This window comes from Treponema bryantii, from assembly GCF_900111035.1.
In the GTDB taxonomy this organism is placed as follows: Bacteria; Spirochaetota; Spirochaetia; order Treponematales; family Treponemataceae; genus Treponema_D; species Treponema_D bryantii_C.
The window spans coordinates 155,606-176,756 of the sequence record NZ_FOFU01000002.1; the positions used below are offsets into that span (position 1 = coordinate 155,606).

General features: G+C 37.8%; 17 protein-coding genes and 1 riboswitch. Of the genes, 9 read left to right on the forward strand and 8 right to left on the reverse strand.

Annotated elements, in window-relative coordinates; genetic code table 11:
• The first annotated feature begins 76 nt into the window (after nt 1-76).
• Nucleotides 77-1,780 carry a class I adenylate-forming enzyme family protein gene (locus BMY21_RS03930; RefSeq protein WP_074641134.1) on the forward strand — a complete coding sequence of 568 codons (1,704 nt, stop codon included), beginning with the start codon at nt 77-79 and terminating at the stop codon, nt 1,778-1,780.
• A 50-nt stretch (nt 1,781-1,830) separates the two neighbouring features.
• Here BMY21_RS03930 and BMY21_RS03935 read toward each other — a convergent pair whose 3' ends face one another.
• Nucleotides 1,831-3,981: an immunoglobulin-like domain-containing protein gene (locus BMY21_RS03935; RefSeq protein ID WP_074641136.1), complete on the reverse strand. Its 2,151-nt coding sequence runs from the start codon at nt 3,979-3,981 to the stop codon at nt 1,831-1,833.
• Nucleotides 3,982-4,297: 316 nt separating this feature from the next.
• On the opposite strand from BMY21_RS03935, the gene BMY21_RS03940 reads away from it, so the two are divergent.
• Entirely contained in the window at nt 4,298-4,960 is a 663-nt protein-coding gene (locus tag BMY21_RS03940) for a nitroreductase family protein (RefSeq protein ID WP_074641138.1), read from the forward strand.
• On the opposite strand, the gene BMY21_RS03945 is transcribed toward BMY21_RS03940, so the two are convergent.
• The 4 genes from BMY21_RS03945 to BMY21_RS03960 are packed head-to-tail and all read right to left on the reverse strand — an operon-like array spanning nt 4,961 to nt 7,736.
• Nucleotides 4,961-5,713 carry an ABC transporter ATP-binding protein gene (locus BMY21_RS03945; protein WP_074641140.1) on the reverse strand — a complete coding sequence of 251 codons (753 nt, stop codon included), beginning with the start codon at nt 5,711-5,713 and terminating at the stop codon, nt 4,961-4,963.
• 11 nt (nt 5,714-5,724) lie between these two features.
• Complete coding sequence (locus BMY21_RS03950; RefSeq protein ID WP_074641141.1) at nt 5,725-6,702, reverse strand: ABC transporter substrate-binding protein; 978 nt, start codon at nt 6,700-6,702, stop codon at nt 5,725-5,727.
• A complete protein-coding gene (locus tag BMY21_RS03955; RefSeq protein ID WP_074641143.1) occupies nt 6,692-7,444 on the reverse strand; it encodes an ABC transporter permease in 753 nt (250 codons plus the stop codon). Before BMY21_RS03955 ends, BMY21_RS03950 begins: the two co-directional genes overlap by 11 nt.
• Nucleotides 7,434-7,736 carry a thiamine-binding protein gene (locus tag BMY21_RS03960; RefSeq protein ID WP_074641145.1) on the reverse strand — a complete coding sequence of 101 codons (303 nt, stop codon included), beginning with the start codon at nt 7,734-7,736 and terminating at the stop codon, nt 7,434-7,436. The genes BMY21_RS03955 and BMY21_RS03960 overlap by 11 nt, the downstream gene beginning before the upstream one ends.
• 61 nt (nt 7,737-7,797) lie before the next feature.
• Nucleotides 7,798-7,905, reverse strand: a riboswitch (TPP riboswitch).
• Nucleotides 7,906-8,045: 140 nt separating this feature from the next.
• Here BMY21_RS03960 and BMY21_RS03965 point away from each other — a divergent pair.
• The gene (locus tag BMY21_RS03965; protein ID WP_074641146.1) at nt 8,046-8,453 is read left to right on the forward strand and encodes a flavodoxin family protein; all 408 of its coding nucleotides are present in this window, start codon (nt 8,046-8,048) and stop codon (nt 8,451-8,453) included.
• Nucleotides 8,454-8,465: 12 nt separating this feature from the next.
• On the forward strand, nt 8,466-9,005 hold the full coding sequence (locus BMY21_RS03970) for a glutathione peroxidase (protein WP_074641148.1): 540 nt from the start codon (nt 8,466-8,468) through the stop codon (nt 9,003-9,005).
• Nucleotide 9,006: 1 nt separating this feature from the next.
• Here the strand turns inward: BMY21_RS03970 and guaA are convergent, their stop codons facing one another.
• Nucleotides 9,007-10,896, reverse strand: a complete 1,890-nt coding sequence (gene guaA, locus BMY21_RS03975) for a glutamine-hydrolyzing GMP synthase (RefSeq protein ID WP_074641150.1) — start codon at nt 10,894-10,896, stop codon at nt 9,007-9,009.
• A 76-nt stretch (nt 10,897-10,972) separates the two neighbouring features.
• Between guaA and BMY21_RS03980 the strand changes: the two genes are divergently transcribed.
• The gene (locus BMY21_RS03980) at nt 10,973-14,449 is read left to right on the forward strand and encodes a DUF2157 domain-containing protein (protein WP_074641152.1); all 3,477 of its coding nucleotides are present in this window, start codon (nt 10,973-10,975) and stop codon (nt 14,447-14,449) included.
• Nucleotides 14,442-14,891: a hypothetical protein gene (locus BMY21_RS03985; RefSeq protein WP_074641154.1), complete on the forward strand. Its 450-nt coding sequence runs from the start codon at nt 14,442-14,444 to the stop codon at nt 14,889-14,891. The genes BMY21_RS03980 and BMY21_RS03985 overlap by 8 nt, the downstream gene beginning before the upstream one ends.
• Here the strand turns inward: BMY21_RS03985 and BMY21_RS03990 are convergent.
• Nucleotides 14,879-16,534 carry a putative manganese-dependent inorganic diphosphatase gene (locus BMY21_RS03990; protein WP_074641156.1) on the reverse strand — a complete coding sequence of 552 codons (1,656 nt, stop codon included), beginning with the start codon at nt 16,532-16,534 and terminating at the stop codon, nt 14,879-14,881. The genes BMY21_RS03985 and BMY21_RS03990 overlap by 13 nt on opposite strands.
• A 130-nt stretch (nt 16,535-16,664) precedes the next feature.
• On the opposite strand from BMY21_RS03990, the gene BMY21_RS03995 reads away from it, so the two are divergent.
• From BMY21_RS03995 to BMY21_RS04005, 3 genes are read left to right on the forward strand one after another with little or no spacing between them, the layout of a single operon-like run.
• Nucleotides 16,665-17,381: a PHP domain-containing protein gene (locus tag BMY21_RS03995; RefSeq protein ID WP_074641157.1), complete on the forward strand. Its 717-nt coding sequence runs from the start codon at nt 16,665-16,667 to the stop codon at nt 17,379-17,381.
• Nucleotide 17,382: 1 nt separating this feature from the next.
• Nucleotides 17,383-18,588, forward strand: coding sequence for a galactokinase (locus tag BMY21_RS04000; RefSeq protein ID WP_074641159.1), 1,206 nt, complete (start codon nt 17,383-17,385; stop codon nt 18,586-18,588).
• Between the two features lie 16 nt (nt 18,589-18,604).
• On the forward strand, nt 18,605-19,657 hold the full coding sequence (locus BMY21_RS04005) for a GGDEF domain-containing protein (protein ID WP_074641160.1): 1,053 nt from the start codon (nt 18,605-18,607) through the stop codon (nt 19,655-19,657).
• Here BMY21_RS04005 and BMY21_RS04010 read toward each other — a convergent pair.
• Nucleotides 19,654-21,093: an alanine/glycine:cation symporter family protein gene (locus tag BMY21_RS04010; RefSeq protein ID WP_074641162.1), complete on the reverse strand. Its 1,440-nt coding sequence runs from the start codon at nt 21,091-21,093 to the stop codon at nt 19,654-19,656. The genes BMY21_RS04005 and BMY21_RS04010 overlap by 4 nt on opposite strands.
• Between the last annotated feature and the right edge of the window lie 58 nt (nt 21,094-21,151).

The window sequence follows — 21,151 nt, forward strand, 5'->3', positions numbered from 1 at the left end:
TATATACTGCATCTGGTTTTCTGTGTGTTTTTAAAAGATAAGTGGCATTATTTAATGATAAGTGGTAAAATTACCTATGCTTAAAAAGTTACAGACAGGCTATGCCTCAATTGATAAACCATGGCTTCAATATTTTTCTAAAGAAGCAATAGATTCTATAATTCCTGAATGCAATTTATATGAATCTATCTGGCAGCGTAATAAAGATAATCTGGATAAAACTGCTCTTGATTTTTATGGAAATCAAATTTCTTACCGCTTATTATTTGAGAACATTAAAAATACAGCAGCTTCTCTTAGTGCACTAGGTGTAAAAAAGGGTGAAACAGTTGCTGTCTGTATGCTGAATACACCCGAAACAATTTATCTGATTTATGCGCTGAACCTGTTGGGGGCATCTGCAAATATGCTTTGCCCAATGAGTCCACCAGAAGAATTACTTCACAATATTAAACTTTGTAATTCCAGATTTTTGTTTACTCTGGACATTTTCCAAAACACAATTCTTTCCTTCCTCAAAAAAAGTGATATTCAAAAGGTAATCGTTGCAAACCTTACAACATCTATGTCACTGGCTTCACGACTTGGCGCTGCCCTGTTTAAAAAAGTTAGGACTGTTCCTCTCGTAAAAGATGCCCGCTTTTTCAGTTGGAAAGTTTTTCTTAAAAAGCAATTGGATTATCAGATAAGCAATGATGCAGACAGTACTGCCGTTATTCTTTATACAGGCGGAACTACCGGTGGTTCAAAAGCTGTTGAGTTGACTAACTACAATGTTAATGCCGTTGCCTGGCAGAATTTATACGGTGTGCAGACTATAAAACGAGAACACGTATGGGTGGGAGGCCTGCCACTTTTTATTGCCTATGGATTAGCCTGTAGTATACAAACACCGCTTGTGATAGGTATGACAATTCTTTTAAGGCTTCCAATGACAGATACACTGGAAAAGTTAATAAAGATGAAACCGAATTATATCTGCAGTATCCCAAATTCGTGGAAGGAACTTGCTCAGTCAAATAAGAAAATAGATCTTTCATTTTTCTTAGTGCCAATAAGTGGCGGTGATATAATTCCAATTACCATTGAAAATAAAATCAATGAATTCCTGAAAAAAAATCATTCAAAGCTTCCTCTTTATAACGGCTATGGGCTTAGTGAAGTATGTGCTCAGGCAACCTGCGGGCATCCTGTAAATCAAAAGCCGGGAACTGTGGGTGTTCCATTTGTTAAAAATACAATAGCTGCATTTGATTTAGAAACCGGTGAAGAACTTAAATACGATGAAGAAGGAGAACTTTGTATAAATACTCCATCAATGATGAAAGGCTATATCAATAATGAAGCTGAAACAAATAAAGTCATCAGACGTCATAAAGATGGTTTATACTGGGTACATACTGGTGATTTAGGTTATGTCGACAGTGATGGCTTTATTCATATAAATGGTCGCATGAAAAGATTTTTCGTCCGTCAGTGTGATGGTATGGTAAAAAAAATATTCTGTCCTGATGCAGAAAATCATCTGCTGCAATGCAAGGATATTGAACAATGTGTATTTGTTCAACAGCAGAGTGAAACAGAACAAAAAATTTGTGCATTTATTATTCCCTCAGATAAAACCATAAGCCAGTCAACACTGATTGACAGGGTAAAGTCTTTCTGTAAGGAATCACTTGGAGATTTTTACAGTCCGGACTGTCTTTATGTAATTGATAAATTCCCTCTGACAAAAATCGGAAAAATTGATTATAGGGCACTTGAAAAGAAAATAATATAAAAAAAGGTGGCTGCGAATTACGCAACCACCTGCATAATCAAATTTGATTATTAAAGATATTCAGGATTAAAGGATAATTTAGCTGAACCAGAAATGATTCCTCCAGAAATAGTTATTGTACCATCTTTATTATCCTGAATATTAATAGTAAATGGCTCGTCTAATGGCTTACCATTATCATTTGTTTTAGCTGTGAATGATGAATAATTTTCATTCCAATTTCCAATATAATAATTACCATTAATCTTAACATCAGTACTTGATGAGTCTATTCGATATTCATAACTATCATCAGAAAATGAACCTCTCTGGTCATACCATGATTTTGCTTTCATATACTCAGCCTTGAAACTAAGAGAAAAATCATCTGGATATTCCTTCTCATTATAAGTATCAACAATGATGTAAGTATAATCAACATTATCTGGATATGATTTCAAAATCGATCTCTTTTCAGCTTTAATTACATCTTCAATAGTATTGGCTTCTGATATTCCCATCATTTGAGTAAAAAGCTCAAGAAGTGTATTTATAACCGTAACCTGCACTTCCGAAGAATCTCCCTCTTGTCCACCACAATAACCAATGTATCTTTCGAAGGTCTTCTGATCCATAGGCGCAATCTCATTTAATTTCTCGAATAAATCTTCATATGAAACAGGAGGATTATTTATAAGTTCATTCAATTTAATATACTGGTCACATCTCTGAGCTATTAATTCATCTATTGTAAGCCATTCTTCAGACATCGGCTCCAGAACTTTTAAAGTGGTAAGCTTGATTTTATGATTGTCTAAAACTTCATAAGAATACTGCCACCCTTCTTTGATATTTTCGCCAAAATCATCCTCTACTTTTGTCAAAACCTTTGTTGCATTATTAAATGTATATTTTGTTTCTCGTCTTAAAAAATCATAATTGTAACCTCTTGAAGTGTACTCGCTCAAAGCTGGAATTTTAATAGAGATTTCTTTAGTATCTGAGATTTCATTATATTTAAGTGTTACAATTACTGTTGCTGTGCGATCAACAATATCTTTAGAAATTTTAATTGACTTTTCGTTTCCATAATTATTTATCACTGCTGTTGAAGCGTCTGATTCACAATTATATGAAAGTGCAATTGTTTTTCCTTCTACCTCTATTTCGTTTGGAAGTGTTATTTCTTCAAAAACCTTTTTTGCAGTATAAAGAATTTCAACTTTTCCTTTTGCAACCTCAAGGATTTCTGCATCAGTAAGTTCTTTATCTGCCTGTGGAACCTTTACAGTATACTCCTTAGTTTCAGTTTTTCCTTCATAAGTCAAAGTTGCTGTCAATGTAACATTATCATCACCAGTTCCTTTCTGATGTTTTACAGTTCCAGTTTTCGGATCAATAATTGATTCATTTGAAGATGACCATGTTATGCTTACATCTGAATAACCTGGAACAGTCTGTGGAAGAGTAATAGAGTCCCCTGTTACAACAGATGGAATAAGATCCTCGCTCATTGCAGCAATTGCTTCACTTAGAATATTTCTCTTCTGTGAAACCTTTACTTTAAACTCCTTTGTTTTATTCTTTCCTTTATAAGTTAAAGTTGCAGTTAATGTTACTTCATCTACTCCAGTACCTTCTTTGTGAGTAACTTTTCCTGAAGTTACATCGATAATACTTGAATCTGAAGAAGTCCATGTAATTGTTACTCCATCATATCCGGAAATTGTTTTTGGAAGAGTAATTGTATCACCTTCAACATAATCTACGATAAAATTGCTTTTCATTGCAGCATAAGCTTTACCAAGAATGTCTGGTGACTTCTGCTCAACTTCTACAGTATAGACTTTAGTTCTTGTTTTTTTATCATAAGACAAAGTTGCAGTTAAGTTTACCTCATCAACATCAGTACCCTCATTATGAGTAACAGCACCTGTTGTTGGATTGATGATAGCTTCATTCGAAGATGTCCATGAAAGTCGAACTGATTCATAATCCGGAATAGTCTTTGGAAGAGTAATGGAATCTGTATCCGCATCAACATAAGATGAAATAAAATTGTCTCCCATCTTTGCCAAAGCTTCATCAATGATTTCTGTTTCGATGTTCTCAACAGTGTCTTTAGCTTTGCCTACAAGCTGATCACAGCTTGTAAAAAGCGTAACGCTTGAAAGTAAAAACAAAGCAGAAATTAACGCTGAAATTTTTTGCATTTTTTTCATAAAAACTCCTTTAAAAATTTATTTTTATATATAGTTATACAAACCAAATTAGGATTTTATTTCTTTTTTCTATTAAAGTATAGGAGGTAAATGCATTTTATGCTGTTACATTTGTCACAAATTTTCAGAATTTTCCGTAACTTCTGTCACAAATTCATTTTTTTAGGAAATTATTGGTTATGCTTTGTTATAAATACTGATATTCTTTATGTACCTATGTTTATAAAATTCAATTATATATGAATTAATTTGTTGACATCATATATTTCACAAAATACAATTTTTATGAAATATTAAAAAATTAAGGAGTAGTCATATGGACATTAAGCAGGCAATCAGAGAGAGACATTCTGTAAGACAGTACAAGGATTTACCATTAAAAGCAGAAGACAAAGAACGTCTTGAAGCTCTGGTAAAAGAATGCAATGAAGCCAGTGGTTTGAACATTCAGTTAATCTGTAATGATCCAGACTGTTTCAACACCTTCCTTGCTCATTATGGTAAGTTCAGCAAAGCAAATAATTATTTTGCAATGGTTGCTAAAAAAGACATGGCAAACCGTGATGAACTTATAGGCTATTACGGACAGAAGCTTGTTCTTGAAGCACAGATGCTCGGCTTGAATACCTGCTGGGTTGCCGGAACTTATGGTAAGGGAAAATGTAAGGCAGACATTGCTGCTGGTGAAAAAATCATTTGTGTTATTTCCCTTGGCTATGGAGAAAATAACGGTTCCGTTCATAAATCTAAGCCTGTAGAAAAACTTTGTAAAGTTCCTGAATCAGCACAACCAGACTGGTTCAAGGAAGGTCTGGAAGCTGCACTCCTCGCTCCTACTGCACTTAATCAGCAGAAGTTCAGAATTACACTTTCTGATGGAGAACCTGTAATCACAACAAAAGGCGGTCCTATGACTCAGATTGATTTAGGAATTGTAAAGTACAATTTTGAAATTGCCTCTGGTCATAAGTGTAAATAATTAAAGCATATTATAGATTTTCTGCTTCATTCGGGCAAACTGCTCGGTGAAGCAGAATTCCATTGTACGCGGACGCTCGCTTTCCACCATCAGTTCCGCAATAATATTTGTCTCTTCAGAATCATTAACATTATTCATTATCAAAATCCTGTCAGAAAGTAAAATTGCTTCTTCTATATCATGAGTAATTAAAAGTGTTGTAAGGCCAAGTTTTCGTACAGTCTGCAGATACCATTCATGCATATGATTTTTTGTAATCATATCAAGGGCGCTGAACGGTTCGTCTAAAAGCATTACTTTTTTTGAATTAAGATAAGTTCGTAAAAAGGCGGCACGCTGTCTCATTCCACCGGAAAGCTCGGACGGATACTGAGACTGTGTACCTTCTAATCCAAATTGCTTGAACAAAGGCTCTGCAAGTTTTTTTGCATCACCTTTTTCAGTTCCCTGAATTACGAGTGGAAGAATTACGTTATCTAAAATTGTATAATACGGAAAAAGCAGATCTTTCTGAAACATATAGCTTACTTTTCCCTTCTGATTTGTAATGCTGCATCCTTCAAGATACATACTGCCGTTATCAGGTTTTTCGAGTCCTGCTATTATGTTAAGCAAGGTTGATTTGCCGCTTCCGCTGACTCCGACAAGTGAAACAAATTCTCCTTTCTTAAGAGAAAAGTTTATATTTTTTAAAACCTGTCGTTCACCAAAACTTTTATTTATAGCCTCAATTTTTAATAACGAATCTTCCACCTGGAACTCCCTTAGTTCAGATAATCATTTGTAAAACCGGTATTTTCCGGCAGAGTGCCATCGAGAAGTCCTGTCTCATTAAGCCAGCGGAAGAAACGGTTCCATCTTTCAGGATTGATATAACCCCATGGCTCAACTTCAGCTTTGTACTCTTTAGAAATCCATCTCTGGCTTGCATATACAAGGTCGCGATCGAGTTCTGGAGCAGCCTTACAAAGAATTTCTGCTGCCTCATCTGGATTATCTACAGCAAATTCATAACCACGTCTCAAAGCCTTAAGGAACTTTTTTGCAGTAACGCTGTCTTTTTCAAGGAAGTCTGTATTTGAAATGAACATAGGTGTGTAATAATCAAAAGTATCATCTATCTTTCTGAAATCCAGATAATTTGCATCTATACCTTCAAGTTCAAGTTTTACACCATCCCATGCATAGTAAATCCATACACAGTCAATTTCTGTATTAAGTGCAGTTACAACATCGTAAACTGTAGAAGGAATCAGTTTAATTTTTGAAAAATCTCCGCCATCCTGCTCAACAATTTTTCGGATTGTAGCATGTTCGATTGGAGAATCCCAGGTTGCATATTTTTTTCCTTCCAGATTCTTTGGTCTGTCAATTCCAGTTTTCTTAAGAGAAATAAGACCAGAAGTATTATGCTGAAGTAAAGCGGCAACTGCTGTTACCGGAAGTTTTTCATCATTAAGCATAGAAGGAGCAATTGAATCCTGAAAGCCAACTCCAAACTGTGCACGGCCGGAAGCGACCATCATTGTTGCACCATCTTCTGAAGGCTGTACGATATCTACATAAAGACCTTCTTCTGCAAAATATCCTTTTTCCTGAGCAACATAAAGACCAGTATGATTTGTATTTGGAGTCCAGTCCAGAACAAAGGTAATCTTTTTTGCATCTGATTTTTTACAGCCGGCGAACATACTGACAGCAAAAATTGTCATCATCAAAACTGTTTTAAAATTATTTTTCATATTTACAAATCCTCTTTTCTAACAAAGAAATAAGTTTTATCAGACCAAGACTCAATGCCGAAATCAAAAAGATAACTGCAAAAAGCTTGTCGTAGGAATACGATTTTTTAACGCGTGTCATATACACACCAAGCCCGCGCATTCCGCCGAGCCATTCAGAAATTACAGCACCGATTATGGAATAGGAAATTGAAATCCTGAGTCCTGAAAAAAGACTTTTCACACTCGAAGGAAGCTTCGCATATTTCATAATCTGATTTTTAGTTGCTCCCATAGATTCCATGAGTCTAATCATATCTTTATCTACAGAAGCAAAACCTGTCAGTAAACTAACAGTAATCGGAAAGAAACAGGTAAGCACAATCAGAATTACTTTTGATGACATTCCATAGCCGAACCATAAAATCAGAAGTGGAGCAATTGCAATTGTCGGAATAGTCTGGCTCACAATCAGCACCGGGTACACTGCCCTGTGAATAAAAGTAAACCTGTCCATCACAATTGCAAAAACAAAAGAAAAAATTATGCTTACAAATATTCCGGCAAAAGCTTCTAAGAGTGTTACTTCAAGATGATAAATCAGAAGTGGAAAATCCTTACAGAATGCCTTTACAACCTTTACTGGAGACGGAAGCATAAAGCCAGGGATAAATCCGGATACACTCAAAAGCTGCCAGATTATGAGAATCAGAAAGATAAATACAAAAGGCGCAGCCTTGTACTTAAACTGATTAGTTTTCATGGAATTTCTTTGTCTTTTTTTCGATTGAAAGAACTTCGCCGTTTGGACGGTAACCGATTTTTACATAAGCGCTTACAGAAGGTGCTCCAGCCTTAATTGCAACAAGCTGACAATTCTTTACAATTTCCATAAGCTGATTATAGTCATCACCTTCAATTGCAGTTTCACAAGGTCCAACAAAATAGTTAAGACCAGTGCTTTTGATGTAGGCAATTACTTCATCAACAATTCTGCAAACTTCTTCATCTGAATCAGCCTTTGGTAAAACCTGAATAGCTACACTCGCTTTCATAGAAAACTCCTTAGAGAAAAAAAATACGTCCCGAAAATGCGGACGTAATCTGAAAGCGAAAATAAAATGATATTATCGTTCCTACGCCAGCATTATCTGGATCAGGTGCGGTCGGAACCAGGAAGTTCCCTCTCAGCCGAATCTACGTTCAGCTCCCGTGGCCATGATATTATATTTTTTTGAAAATCTGTGCAAGAGTTTAAAATATAGTTTTTTGTTAGAATTTAATTTTTCATCCCCTCAAACTTGACAATTTATATTTTACACAATACAATTGTATTAAATTAAACATTAAAGGAGTCATATGATATGAAATACGCTGTCCGATTCTATACAAAGACAGGAAATACAAAGCGTCTTGCAGACGCTGTTGCAAAAGAACTTGGTGTTGAAGCTTTACCAATAACTGAGCCTATCTCCGAACCAGTTGATATTCTTTTCCTTGGAAACTCTTATTATGCTTTTTCAATTGATCCGGAAGTACGCAGTTTTGTAGCCTCTCTTTCAAAAGACAAGGTTGGAAAGATTGTTAATTTTGGTTCAGCCGCTTTACTTAATTCTACTTACAAAAAGGTAAAGGCCGAAGCAGATAAGGTTGGCATTCCAATGGACGAAAATGAATTCCACTGTAAGGGAGAATTCAAAGGACTTCATAAAGGTAAGCCAGATGAAAATGATTTACGTGCAGCAGCAGAGTTTGCAAGAAACTATAAATAAGGAAGGAATAAAATGATTTACGATTACGAATTAACTACAGGAACAGGTGATACATTAAAACTTTCTGATTATAAAGGAAAGGTAATTCTCGTTGTAAACACAGCAACAGGCTGCGGTTTTACTCCTCAGTATGCTCCAATTGAAAAGCTCTACAAAGACTATCATGAAAAAGGTCTTGAGATTGTTGATATTCCATGCAATCAGTTTGGAAATCAGGCACCTGGAACAGACAGCGAGATCCATGAGTTCTGTACACTCCACTACAACACAACTTTCCCTCAAATGAAGAAAGCCGATGTAAATGGAGCAAATGAACTTCCACTGTTCACATACCTCAAATCTCAGAAAGGCTTTGAAAGTTTTGAACAGCATGAGTACAAAGAACTCCTTGAAAAGATGTTCTCTGCTGCTGATCCAGACTGGGCTAAAAAACCGGACATTAAATGGAACTTTACAAAGTTCATTATCAACCGCGAAGGTGAAGTAGTCGCAAGATTCGAGCCTACAGCCGATATGTCTAAGGTTGAAGAGTGTATAAAAACTCTTCTTTAGTTTATTCCCATCCAAAAGTTGCAGGCGGCTTATTTGTAGCGTCAAAGTAAAGGGCGTCTACAAATGGCAGTTCTGCAATTTTGTGAACGATTGTTTCAAGCAAATCTTTTGGCAGCATTGCAAAGCGGGCTGTCATAACGTCTTCTGAAATTACAGGGCGCAGTACAAAAGTTGCATGGTCTGCGCTACTTGCGTATGGCAGGTCGATTGTAAGATGCTGGAAGATTTTGTCATACCAGCCGCTCTTGTGGAGTTCTGTAAGAACAATGTTGTCTACTTCACGGAGCTGGTCGAGACGGCGGCGGTCACAGTAGCCTTCCTGAATCTTCAGGTCGCTGTCTGCAATACCTGGCTTCTGATACAACTTAATACAAGTGCGGTTAATATATTTTGCAGCATTTGTGATTGTTGAAGAACATGCTTCGATTTTTTCGCGCTTATCAGGGAAGTGGTAGAAACCATTTCCTTCATCAGCAAATGTCAAAAGTGCTGGGAAACGATAAGTTCTGAAATCTCCCTGAACACCTACAGAGCGAACAGGAAGTACACTGCGCTTCAAACCTGCCTGACATTTTTCACAGAACATATCTAACTTAATTTCATCAAGTTCTTTCTGTGCGAGAGGAAGTTCTTCTTCATTCTTTGCATCCGGCTTGCCATCATTACAAAGCACGTTGATAGAAAGTCCAGGACCCGGGAATGGATGACGCATAACAAGTTCATCAGAAAGTCCAAGCTTCTTACCGATTGCGCGAACTTCATCTTTATAAAGGTCGCGGATAGGCTCAATAATCAGTCCTTTAGCAATAAGTTCCTGAATACCAGCAACACGGTTATGATGGGTTTTGATTGTATGAGAGTTCTTTGTTCCACCCGATTCAATAATATCCGGATAGAGTGTTCCCTGAGCGAGAAGCCAGCTGTCATCAAGATTCTGGCGTGCTGTTACTTCGTTACGAACTGTAATAAAGTTTTCACCAACAGCCATTCGTTTTTTCTGAGGATCTGTAAGACCGGCAATTGCCTTAAGGAAGCTTTCCGAAGCATCTTCTACGATGAAGTTTGTAAAGCCGAATTTGCGGTAAGCTTCTGCAACGTTATGGCTTTCGTTCTTGCGCATAAAGCCGTTATCAATATGGAGACCAAGAACACGGTCCTGACCGAGAGCTTTATTCAAAAGAGCAAAGGTGATTGTTGAGTCTACGCCACCGCTGAGGAAGAGAAGAACGTTACGTCCGTCTGCATCCTTTTTAATATTTTCAAGAATGATATTTAATACTGTGTCCTGATCCCAGTTTTTCTGCATGCCACAGAAATCTGCAAAGTTCTGGAAAATCTGATTTCCACAAGGAGTATCTTTTACTTCACAGTGGAACTGAAGTGAAAAACGTTTTTTAGCAAGATTCTGAGTTGCGGCAAAAGGACAGTCCTTTGTGTTACCGACCATTTCAAAACCATCACCCATCTGGAAAACTGTATCCTGATGGCTCATCCAAACCTGCTGTTCACCTTCAATGCCTTTGAAAAGCGGACACTTGCTGTCAGCTCCACCAACACCGTCTGCAAAACGAAGAGTAGCAAAACCGAACTCGCCAACTTCACCTTTTCCAACCTTACCGTTGTAACCAAGCTGAACGATGTAGTGACCATAACAGAGCCCTAAAACAGGAATATCAAGATTTAAGATTTCAGAATTGAATTCCGGGATTTTTTCATCATAAACTGAAGAAGGACCTCCGGAAAAAACAATACCCTTCGCATTCTCGAAGGCCTCAAGACCAGCAGAAGGAAGGGCAATTTCAGAATAGTAGCCAAGCATACGGAAACGCTTAGCAATCAAATGCGCATACTGCGAACCAAAATCTAATACAACAATCTTTTCACGTGACATAGACAGATTATATCGAGTTTACACGTGAATTGGAATATGTATACGACAGCAATTCTATGTGCTATAATTTTATGTTATGGAAGAAAAGTTTATAAAATGGTTCATCAAAGAGATTCCCATTCTTACTGAGAAAGGAATCATTTCGGCTCAGATTGCGCACATTCTGAATGAATATTATATCAATAAACTGGCAGAACTCGAAAAACCACCTGCCCCTAAAACAGAGGCCGCACCTCCACAAAATCTTGATCCGGCATTTTCAGAACTTACCACCATTCAAACACCATCAAAAAAATCAGAGCAAGTTACTGCGCCAGTTCATTCCCCAGCCCCAGCTCGTGCAAAGAAAATATCAAAACTGTCTGTTTCTGTAATCCTTACAATAATTGCAAGTGTTTTAATTTCCTTTGGAATCATCTCACTTATTGCCTACAACTGGGCTGCAATTCCACGTATGGCAAAAGCTGTAACGGCAATTCTTCTTTTAGCCGGAGCACAAATTGCAGGAATAATTCTTCTGAAAACCGGAAAAGCCTCCGTCTTAAAAGTCCGTGAAAGTTACTCTCTGTTTTGGGCGCTTTTATTCGGTTCAATGGTTGCCTTTGTTTCCCAGATATTTAAGTTTCCGGGGGACAGTTCATCCTTTATGTTTGTGTGGACTCTTTCTACCATAATCATAACATTACTTTTTTCCGCATATACAACCTTCTATCTTTCTATGCTGTTTATCCTGATTTTTGGTTTTATTAGTATGGACAGCTCTTCTGCAATACTACTGTATCCTCTTTTAGTTACCTTATACTTTGCCGCAAGAAAATCAAAGAAAAAAGTCATTCCACTTTTTATTCTAGGCTTTGTATTTTATGTTATCCGCGTCAACCATATGTTCATCAACGGAAATATAAGGAACATGATTTTAGTTTTCTCATACGCTTCAATCGGCTACATTTTCCTTCAGAAAAAAGATTCAGAAGTTCCGTATTCTTACATGGGAATAATAATCATTGCTTTAGCTTCCATTATATCAATTTACGTCTCAACTTTTCACATCACGGGTTATCGCCTTACGGACAAAAAATATGTAATCGCTATAAAAAGCATTGAACTTGGAATAATCGGATTAATTTCTGCGGGCTTTTATGTGCAGGGAGTTGTCATTCCGTTTATAAAGAAAATCAGAAATAACGAAAAACTGAATTTTGAAAATCTGGTCTATCTGATTCCATTTATTCTCGGTCTGAACGCTCTGTTCCCAAAACAAACAGAGATTTTATTAACAGCCCCGCTTTCCGAGTGGTACAGAATCCTTATCTCTCCTTTCACCCTGATGGTTCTGTATACAATGGCAATGTTCGTACTGTATTCAAAAAAGAAACATAAACTCAGCTGGCTTTTTCTGGCATTCCTTATCCTCCAGTTATTAAAAATAAATGAACTTTCAGTTTCTCTGTATTATTCGTTTACAATTATTACAATTTTCACAATCGCAGTTATTCTTTGGAAAAATGATTTTTCGGACACAGACGAAACTTCAGTTACTCTGATTACAACGCGGGTTCTCTCAGCAATACTGTTTTTTATTCCCGCATTCATGAGCCTTGTTCCGGATTCAAATTTCTATAAACTTTCAAAAGCACCGCTTATCGGTTTCTTCGCTTACACTCCGGCCGCAATTGCAGGAACTACACTTTTCGTTTTATATGCAAAGAAAAATCTGAAAAGCTTCCTCAAAAATCTTGATATAATCATCAATCTGATTTTTGGTGTAGTTTCCATTGCAGCCGCAAACGAGGCAGATAAAACCGCCATTGATTTAATAATCAGAATTTTTGCGGTCCTGAACTTCATGTATTATTCGACCATCGCAATCAAAAAACAAGATTATAAATTGCTGCTAAATACCGGACTTTCCATAGCATTCTTTGTTTTGTCACTTATGAATCCAGAACACGGAACTTCGATTCTGTATCTTCTGTGTTTAATTCTGATTTTTGCAACCGGAAGTTTCCTGTGGAAAAACAATTTCAACACAACAGCAGAGACAAAAAACTGCCTTATTCTTGTAAGAGTTGCTGCTGTAATAATTCTGTTTTCCACAATTCTTCTTGCCCGTAACACCGGGTCAATTCTGTATAAGAACGAAGGTCTTGATCATTTCATTCTCTTTGGATTTGCACCTGTTGCAGTTTTCGGACTTCTTATGTGCGGTCTCTTTGCAAAAAAGAATTTCAAAGAATTCCTGTTGAACATCGACATCATCGTAAATACTCTGGTGACCGCAGTTATACTTTCTGTAGCTTATCTTTGTGATGAAAAAATCATACTGCTGATTCTGGAATTTATGATTGCCATAAATCTCATAACTTCATGCGTTTACATAATCAGATCCGGTCGTTACGAATACGCCTTCTATGCACTTTCTGCAGTTCTTTATTTTGTGATTTCATTTATATCACATGAGTTCTCAACAACCATCCTATATCTGATAAGTTCAATAATTCTCTTCACTTCCGGAGTTTTCCTATGGAGAGAAGACTTCAAGCTGAACGATACCAGTAAACAGATTTTATCGATTACACGAATTGTATCCGCCGTCTTCCTTCTTGGAACAACAATTCTTGCAAGATATCCAGAATCGATTCTCTTCGACAATACTGGAATTGAAACATACATTTTAATCTGTTTCACACCGGCTGCCATTTTCGGTCTCACACTTTACATTATTCTGGCAAAGAAAAATCTCAAACTGTTCCTGCAAAATCTGGATATCATCATAAACCTTATTTTTGCAACTGTGATTTTTGCCATCGCATTCATGTGCAAAGCTGAACCAATACAGTTGATTTCTGAAATCCTGATAATTTTGAATCTTATTGCAGCCTGTATTTTTATTCTGTTGTTCAGGAAAAATGAATATCTGTACTATCCTGCAATTTCTCTAATATACTTCTTTGTCTCTTATCTAAACACAGACGGAACAAATATTGCAGCTGGAGTCTTTTTCTTAATCTCTATAACAGCCGCAGTCATTCACTATTTTGCACAGACAAAAAACAGTTCTCCTGCAAAAGGAATTTATACAATCACAACAGGCATCGTACTCTTTTATGAAACTTCTCTACGGAATGCCTGCGAGGGAAATCATAATCATATTGCAAAAAATTTCTTTATCATCAGTTGTATGATTATTATGGGAGCCACTGCCATTTACTATCTGATTCAGTTAATCAGAAATCGACATCTGTTTAACCCGGCTGTTTTTCTCACTCCAGCACTTGTAATAAGCCTCACCTTTATGGATGATAAATTTTCCGTACTGCTCTCTTTCCCACTGGTTCTGCTTTTCTGTGTTTATTACTTTTATCTTGCCTATAAAAAAAATTCGCTCAAGACAGCAAACCTCAGTACAGTATATTTCGGCCTCATGCTGATGATAAGATTCTTCTCATCAGGATATGGACTTAGTGTACAGGGAATCACTTTAATTTCTATGGGAGCAATTCTTCTGATTATGAATATCCTGATGACAAAAAGGAGAGAAAAAAATGAATAGAAAAAAGATTATCGCACTTTCAATTCTGATTGTTTTTCAGCTTTCGGTAATTGCCGTTATGTTTATAAAAGCCGCCGCAGTCAGAAGCTATGCAAAGAAAAATGATACAATTGTAAGAATCCGCTGTACTGCGTACGATCCGTTCCATCCGCTCAAAGGCCGCTACGTACAGCTTAATCTGAATGATGATGATATTAAGGATGCAGAAAACAAAACCGGCTTTAAGCTTGCGAATATACAGAAAACAGCAGATGCATACTATCTGCAGGAAGAATATGCTCTGATTGTAGATTCCATGAATAACAATGATTTTAATGCACTCGAACCGGTGCTTGAATTATACATCGGAAAGAACGGCTCCATTATTCAAAAAGAACTTTACGTCCATCATAACGGCGCCGAACTTCCGATAGAACAGTATATAAAAGACTATGCGCTGTAGTTCAAAACCTGCTCGGTGATTAAAGGAATAAGCTGCTTTTTACGGCTTACAACATCCTGCAGGTAATATACACCGTCATCCAGTTTCGGGAATGTAATAAACTGAACAAACTTCGGGTCACAGTCAATCAAAAGTACACTCGACAATTTCGTAATATCAGTAACAAGCAGACACGCAAAAAGGCCTTTGTTTGCACGACGTTCAACCGCGAGCTCTTCCATAAACTCAGCCTTACGGTCCAGAATTTCCTGAGGATTTCCAACTTCAATCTGACTTGCAGTATATGTAAGTTTACCCTCTGAATATTCTTTCATATCCTGATGGATAATTTCTCCGGCAGGTCTTCCGCCAACCTTACTTCCTGCCATAAGAATCTCGTTTCCAAGTTCCTTAATGTCGAGGTCTGTAATGCTTGAAAGATATTCTGCCATATCGCGGTCTGTATCTGTTACAGTAGCCGACTGCAAAATCAAAGTATCAGACAAAATACCGCACAGCAGCAGAGAAGCCACATCCTTAGGAATAGGGATTCTGTATTCTTTATAAAGTCCTGCAATCTGTGTTGAAGTTGAACCAACCGGACGGTTAATAAAAGTAATTGGATTTTTAGTCGGAATTGAACCGATACGGTGATGGTCAATTACTTCCTGAATCTTATAGTGCTCAATGCCTTCAACCGCCTGAGTGATTTCATTATGATCAACAAGAATAACTTCTACATTCGGTTCCTTCATCAAATCGTGTTCAGAAATCATTCCTATAACTTTATTTTCATCATCAACAACAGGAAGATACTTACAGTGAGCATTTTTCAGAATTTCCTTAATCTTAGAAATTGTATCATTTGCATGAACTGTAATAATCTCCTTATCACCCATTGCAGAAACAGGCATAGAGTAAGCAATGAGCATGGAAGTTGGGGATGTTGAATAAGGGCTCACAATTACAGAAACACCGTTTGCTTCTGCAAGTTCACGGAGCTTTTTATCAATTACACAGTTTGAAGTTGTGATAAGCAGCTTAACCTTATGCTCAATACAGATGCGCTGAATGTCTTCTCGGTCAGAAGAAATAACAACAATGTCTTCACTGGCATGCGCTTCAAGACGTTTTTCAAAACTTTCTGTAGAAGAAGATCCAACGTGAATTGAAGCATTAAAGTTTTTATCTGCATCACCTGAAATATAAATCGGCTGTGCGTTTAAAGTTTTCTGAATCAGACTGATGCTTGTAGAAAAACGATGTTTCTTTTCCGGATTAAGAATTGTAAGAACACCTTTTGCAAAACCAGAATAATGCAGAAGTGACTGATAACGGCCTTCTCCATCAACAACCGGCAATACACGGGTTTCAGTTTTTTCCATACGTGCAATTGCTTCCCAGACAGAAACATCAGCCGTAACAGTTTCAACCTTATCCTGCATAAAATACTTTACCTTTGGAACTAGGTCAGGAAGATATTCAGGGCGCTGAATGCCGAATTTTTCAAATATATATGCGGTCTGAGGATTCAAGTGACCGGCACGGGCAGCCTTATATTCAGAATAGCCCAGAAGATTTTTCAGAGTTGCGTAACCGACAGCCGAAACTACAGCATCGGTATCAGGATTTCTATGTCCAATAATATAAACTGTTTTGTCCATAAGATAATAATATCAAAAAGAATGATGAGGGGAAATAGGCATTCTGAAAACTTAATCCAGACATATTATAGACTTATTATGACCTAAGTGTTTGATATTTCCTAACAAAACATTTATACTTAACGGTATTATGAAAACATTTAAATACGAAACTCATCTCCATACAAGTGAAGCAAGCGCCTGTGGTTCTTCCAAAGGTGCAGAATATATTTCAGTTTATAAGAAACTGGGCTATGATGGTATTTTTGTTACCGACCACTTTTTCGGTGGTAATACAGCAGTTTCTTTTGAACTGGACTGGCATACAAGAATCGAACAGTATTGTGCCGGCTATGAAAATGCTCTCGCTGAAGCAAAGAAACAAAATGCTGCCGACGGCGGTAATTTCAAGGTTTTCTTTGGAATTGAGCAGACTTTTTCCGGAGATGACTATCTGATTTACGGACTGGATAAAAGCTGGCTTTTTGATCATCCGGAAATTGAAACAATGAATCACCGCGAACTTTTTGATGCCGTAAACCGAGAAGGCGGGCTTATGATTCAGGCACATCCATTCAGACTCCGCGGCTATATCAATGCAATTCACATTCATCCGCGCGAGATTCACGGAGTAGAAGTCTACAACGGCGGAAATACTCCGGATCAGAACGTGCTGGCGCTTGCCTATGCAAAAACCTACGATTTTCCTATGACCAGCGGTTCAGATATTCACAACATTGCTTTTGCACAGGAAGAAAAAACTGAAGGCACAATGGCAGTCGGCGGAATGGAGTTTGATACCCCGCTGAATTCATTGGAAGACTATATAGTAAGAATCAAGAACAAAGAAGGAAAGGTTATCTGTTAATATGAAAGAGAAATTTGATGTAACACCAGAACTTTTAAAAGAGAATTTTATTGAAGTGTATCAGGCTGCAGAAGCTGGACGCGATACTAATGGAGAAATCCGTATGTTCGCTTCTCCTGCCCGCATCAATATAATCGGTGAACACATTGATTACAACGGAGGCTTTGTATTCCCTGCCGCCATCGACCGTTATCTTTACTGTGCTATCCGCAAACGTACAGACACAAAAATCATCTATAATGATTTGTTTTTCCCTGGAACTTATACTTTTGATGTTAATGATGATTTTAAATTTGATAAGGCGAATGACTACGCAAACTTTTTGAACGGAATCTTAAGCTGTATGAAAAAACGCGGACTTACATTCCCTTGCGGTTTCGAAGTTCTTGTTGCAAGTAATGTTCCTAGTGCAGGTGGAATTTCATCTTCATCTGCTCTTGAATGCGGATTTGCCTGGGCTGTAAGTGAAACATTCGGATTCAATATCAGCCGTAAAGACATTGCACTCATGGGTCAGCAGAGTGAACATGAATTTATGAATGTAAACTGCGGAATTATGGATCAGTACATCATCGCAACAGGAAAAAAAGATACAGCAGAACTTCTTGATTGTGCAAAAATTGAACATGAATATGTACCTCTTAATCTTGGAGACTATCGCTTTGTTGTCATGAACACAAAGAAGCAGCGTAAACTTGCTGATTCAAAATACAACGAAAGACGCTCTCAGTGCGAAGAAGGTCTTGCCGCATTACAGGCCGCAGGTCTTAATGTACCAGACCTCTGCAGTATTACACCAGACGTTTTTGCAACTGCAGGCTCAGCTATTAAAGATGAAGTAATTTACCGCCGCGTACGCCACTGCGTTACAGAAAACGACAGAGTACTCCGCGCCGTTGCAGCGCTCCGCGCCGACAAGCTGGAAGAACTCGGTCAATTGCTCTATGAATCACACAACTCGCTTCGCGATGACTACGAGGTTACAGGTATTGAGCTGGACACTCTCGTTGAAGTAGCCAGCAAACAACCTGGTTGTATCGGAGCCCGTATGACAGGAGCCGGTTTTGGTGGGTGTGCAATAGCACTCGTTCATAAAGACTGTACAGAAGATTTTATAAAAAATGTACAGGCAGGCTACAGTAAAGTGGTAGGCTACGAAGGAGGATTCTTTGCCTGTTCAAGCGGAGATGGGGTCCGCGAGATATAAATACTATTAACAGACTATGAGAGATTCAACTTTTTCCAAGCAACTCGCATTAATTTTGGGATATTTTGGAATATCTGCAAATTTTGGAGGTTCTGTAGTTTCTTTAATTACAGGACTTACTAAAGTATCAAAAGCAGAAAATTTCATTATTTCAGCAGGAGTTTGTTTCTTTTGTACGTTTATTCTTATTGGAATCTTTTACTATTTATGCTTCAAAAAGAAACGATATGCGAAATTTAATGCAGTTGCCATCACCTTTTCGGGTTTTGTTTCTTTCACCGCGATGTACATTGCAACCGGAAATTTTATATGTGGCTTTCCATATTACATGATGATTATTCCTATCTATTATGGATTTTCGGTTCCTATCAATAAATTAAGCCACGCACTGCCTGTTTCTAATCTTATATATTACAACCTGCTTTTTGTTCTAACCTTTAAAGCTCCTTATTTCCCCGGCAGAGCAATCATGCCAAATCTTAGCCTGCTTCAAACCAGTGCCGCATTTACTGCAACTTATATCTTCCTTTTCTATGTTTGTTACCTTGTTTCTAAACAGTTTATACAGCAGAATGAAAAACTTGAAGAATCTGAAAAACGTTACAAAGAGCTTTCCTCAAGAGATGATTTAACAGGGCTTTATAACCGCCGTTCACTCGACAATCGTGCTGAGCAGGGTTTTAGCTGTGCCATTATTTATGACATTGATTTTTTTAAGAATATAAACGATACCTATGGCCATCAGATTGGCGATGAAGCTTTAATAATGCTTTCTAATATCGTATTAAAATACTGTTCGAATGAATTTGAACTTTACCGTTATGGCGGAGAAGAATTCGTAATTCTTTCCAGACTTCCAGATAACGTAACACTGGAATTATTCAAACATGTTATGAATGATGTAAGGATGCATTTTATTGTAAAAGGAAATCCTGTTACAATCTCAGCTGGAATTGCTTCCTTCTGCAAAGATTACAACAGGACTCTTAAAATCGCCGATGAAAATCTATACCTCGCCAAAACTGATGGTAGAAATAAGATTTATATGAACGGCGAGGAAGTTTATTAAAGTGTCGGATACTTTTCGAAGTATGCCTTTGTCTCTTTAGCAACTACTCCGCTAAGAACGATAAGTGCAATACAGTTAGGAATTGCCATCAATCCGTTGAAGATATCAGCAATTGTAAATACTGCATTAACAGTGAAGTATGGTCCGATAGCAACTGCAAGAATGTAGAGCCAGCGGTAAGCCTTTACAGGTCCCATCTTTCCCTTTGTAAGATATTCAAGACATTTTTCTGAGTAGTAGTCCCATCCAAGAATTGTTGTGAAAGCAAAGAATGCAAGACAGAGCATAAGAAGGAACTGAACAGAATGTCCGTCACCACCAAGTACCTTTGAGAAAGCAGCAGCAGTAAGAACAGCACCCTGAGCACCAGCATTCCATTCTGCAACACCACCAATGATATCACCATAGAAAGCAATTACAATTGCCAGACCAGTCATTGTACAGATGATGAGTGTATCAATGATTGTACCTGTCATGTTTACAAGTCCCTGCTCTACAGGCTCGTTTGTCTGAACAGCAGAAGCTGCGATTGGTGCAGAACCAAGACCAGCCTCGTTAGAGAAGATACCGCGTGCAATACCCTTCTGCATAGAATCTGTAATCTGCTTGAATACAAATCCCATAGCTCCGGCACCTACAGCCTTCCATCCGAATGCACTCTTGAAAATCAAAGCAAAAGCTCCAGGAATCTTCATTGCGTTCATAATGAGGATTGAGAGTCCGAGGAATACATAAATAACAGCCATTGCAGGAACAACTTTTTCTGCAACTTTTGAAATACGCTTAATACCACCAATTACAACGAGTGCTGTACAGATTGTTACAACTGCACCGGCAATTACAGTTGCCCATGTGTAACTGTGCTCACCAATTGAGAAAGCGATATTTGTGCTGTTAGGGTCAAATGCGTTGTTAACTGCAGAAGTGATACCGTTAATCTGAGTCATTGTACCAATACCCATGATACCGGCAAGTGCTCCGAATACTGCAAAGAGAACTGCAAGCCACTTCCACTTAGGGCCCATACCTTTTTCGATTGTATAGAAAGGTCCACCAAGAACGTGTCCGTCTGGGCTTACTTCACGATATTTAATAGCAAGCATACATTCTGCATATTTTGTAGCAGTACCGAGAATAGCGGCAATCCACATCCAGAAGAGAGCACCTGGACCACCAGCTACAAGCGCTGTTGCTACACCGACAATATTACCGGTACCGATTGTTGCTGAAAGTGCTGTACAGAGGGCTGCAAAGCCTGAAAGCTCACCTTTACCTTCATTTTCCTTAAAGATTGATCTGAAGGCACGACCAAACTTTGTGAACTGAATGCCACGTGCACGGATTGTCAGGATAAGACCTGTGGCAAGAATAAGGACGATTGTAGGGATTCCCCACACGATTCCATCAATGGAATCAAGAACTGAACTGAAAGTCATTTTTCCACCTTTTAGAAAATAATGTTATACCTTTGAAAACATCCGGGTGCACTGGCTG

What these genes read in the sequence shown, in the direction of transcription:
- BMY21_RS03930 (WP_074641134.1), top strand. Translation starts at nt 77, where the DNA reads ATGCTTAAAAAGTTACAGACAGGCTATGCCTCAATTGATAAACCATGG.
- BMY21_RS03935 (WP_074641136.1), bottom strand. Translation starts at nt 3,981, where the DNA reads ATGAAAAAAATGCAAAAAATTTCAGCGTTAATTTCTGCTTTGTTTTTA.
- BMY21_RS03940 (WP_074641138.1), top strand. Translation starts at nt 4,298, where the DNA reads ATGGACATTAAGCAGGCAATCAGAGAGAGACATTCTGTAAGACAGTAC.
- BMY21_RS03950 (WP_074641141.1), bottom strand. Translation starts at nt 6,702, where the DNA reads ATGAAAAATAATTTTAAAACAGTTTTGATGATGACAATTTTTGCTGTC.
- BMY21_RS03955 (WP_074641143.1), bottom strand. Translation starts at nt 7,444, where the DNA reads ATGAAAACTAATCAGTTTAAGTACAAGGCTGCGCCTTTTGTATTTATC.
- BMY21_RS03960 (WP_074641145.1), bottom strand. Translation starts at nt 7,736, where the DNA reads ATGAAAGCGAGTGTAGCTATTCAGGTTTTACCAAAGGCTGATTCAGAT.
- BMY21_RS03965 (WP_074641146.1), top strand. Translation starts at nt 8,046, where the DNA reads ATGAAATACGCTGTCCGATTCTATACAAAGACAGGAAATACAAAGCGT.
- BMY21_RS03970 (WP_074641148.1), top strand. Translation starts at nt 8,466, where the DNA reads ATGATTTACGATTACGAATTAACTACAGGAACAGGTGATACATTAAAA.
- guaA (WP_074641150.1), bottom strand. Translation starts at nt 10,896, where the DNA reads ATGTCACGTGAAAAGATTGTTGTATTAGATTTTGGTTCGCAGTATGCG.
- BMY21_RS03980 (WP_074641152.1), top strand. Translation starts at nt 10,973, where the DNA reads ATGGAAGAAAAGTTTATAAAATGGTTCATCAAAGAGATTCCCATTCTT.
- BMY21_RS03985 (WP_074641154.1), top strand. Translation starts at nt 14,442, where the DNA reads ATGAATAGAAAAAAGATTATCGCACTTTCAATTCTGATTGTTTTTCAG.
- BMY21_RS03990 (WP_074641156.1), bottom strand. Translation starts at nt 16,534, where the DNA reads ATGGACAAAACAGTTTATATTATTGGACATAGAAATCCTGATACCGAT.
- BMY21_RS03995 (WP_074641157.1), top strand. Translation starts at nt 16,665, where the DNA reads ATGAAAACATTTAAATACGAAACTCATCTCCATACAAGTGAAGCAAGC.
- BMY21_RS04000 (WP_074641159.1), top strand. Translation starts at nt 17,383, where the DNA reads ATGAAAGAGAAATTTGATGTAACACCAGAACTTTTAAAAGAGAATTTT.
- BMY21_RS04005 (WP_074641160.1), top strand. Translation starts at nt 18,605, where the DNA reads ATGAGAGATTCAACTTTTTCCAAGCAACTCGCATTAATTTTGGGATAT.
- BMY21_RS04010 (WP_074641162.1), bottom strand. Translation starts at nt 21,093, where the DNA reads ATGACTTTCAGTTCAGTTCTTGATTCCATTGATGGAATCGTGTGGGGA.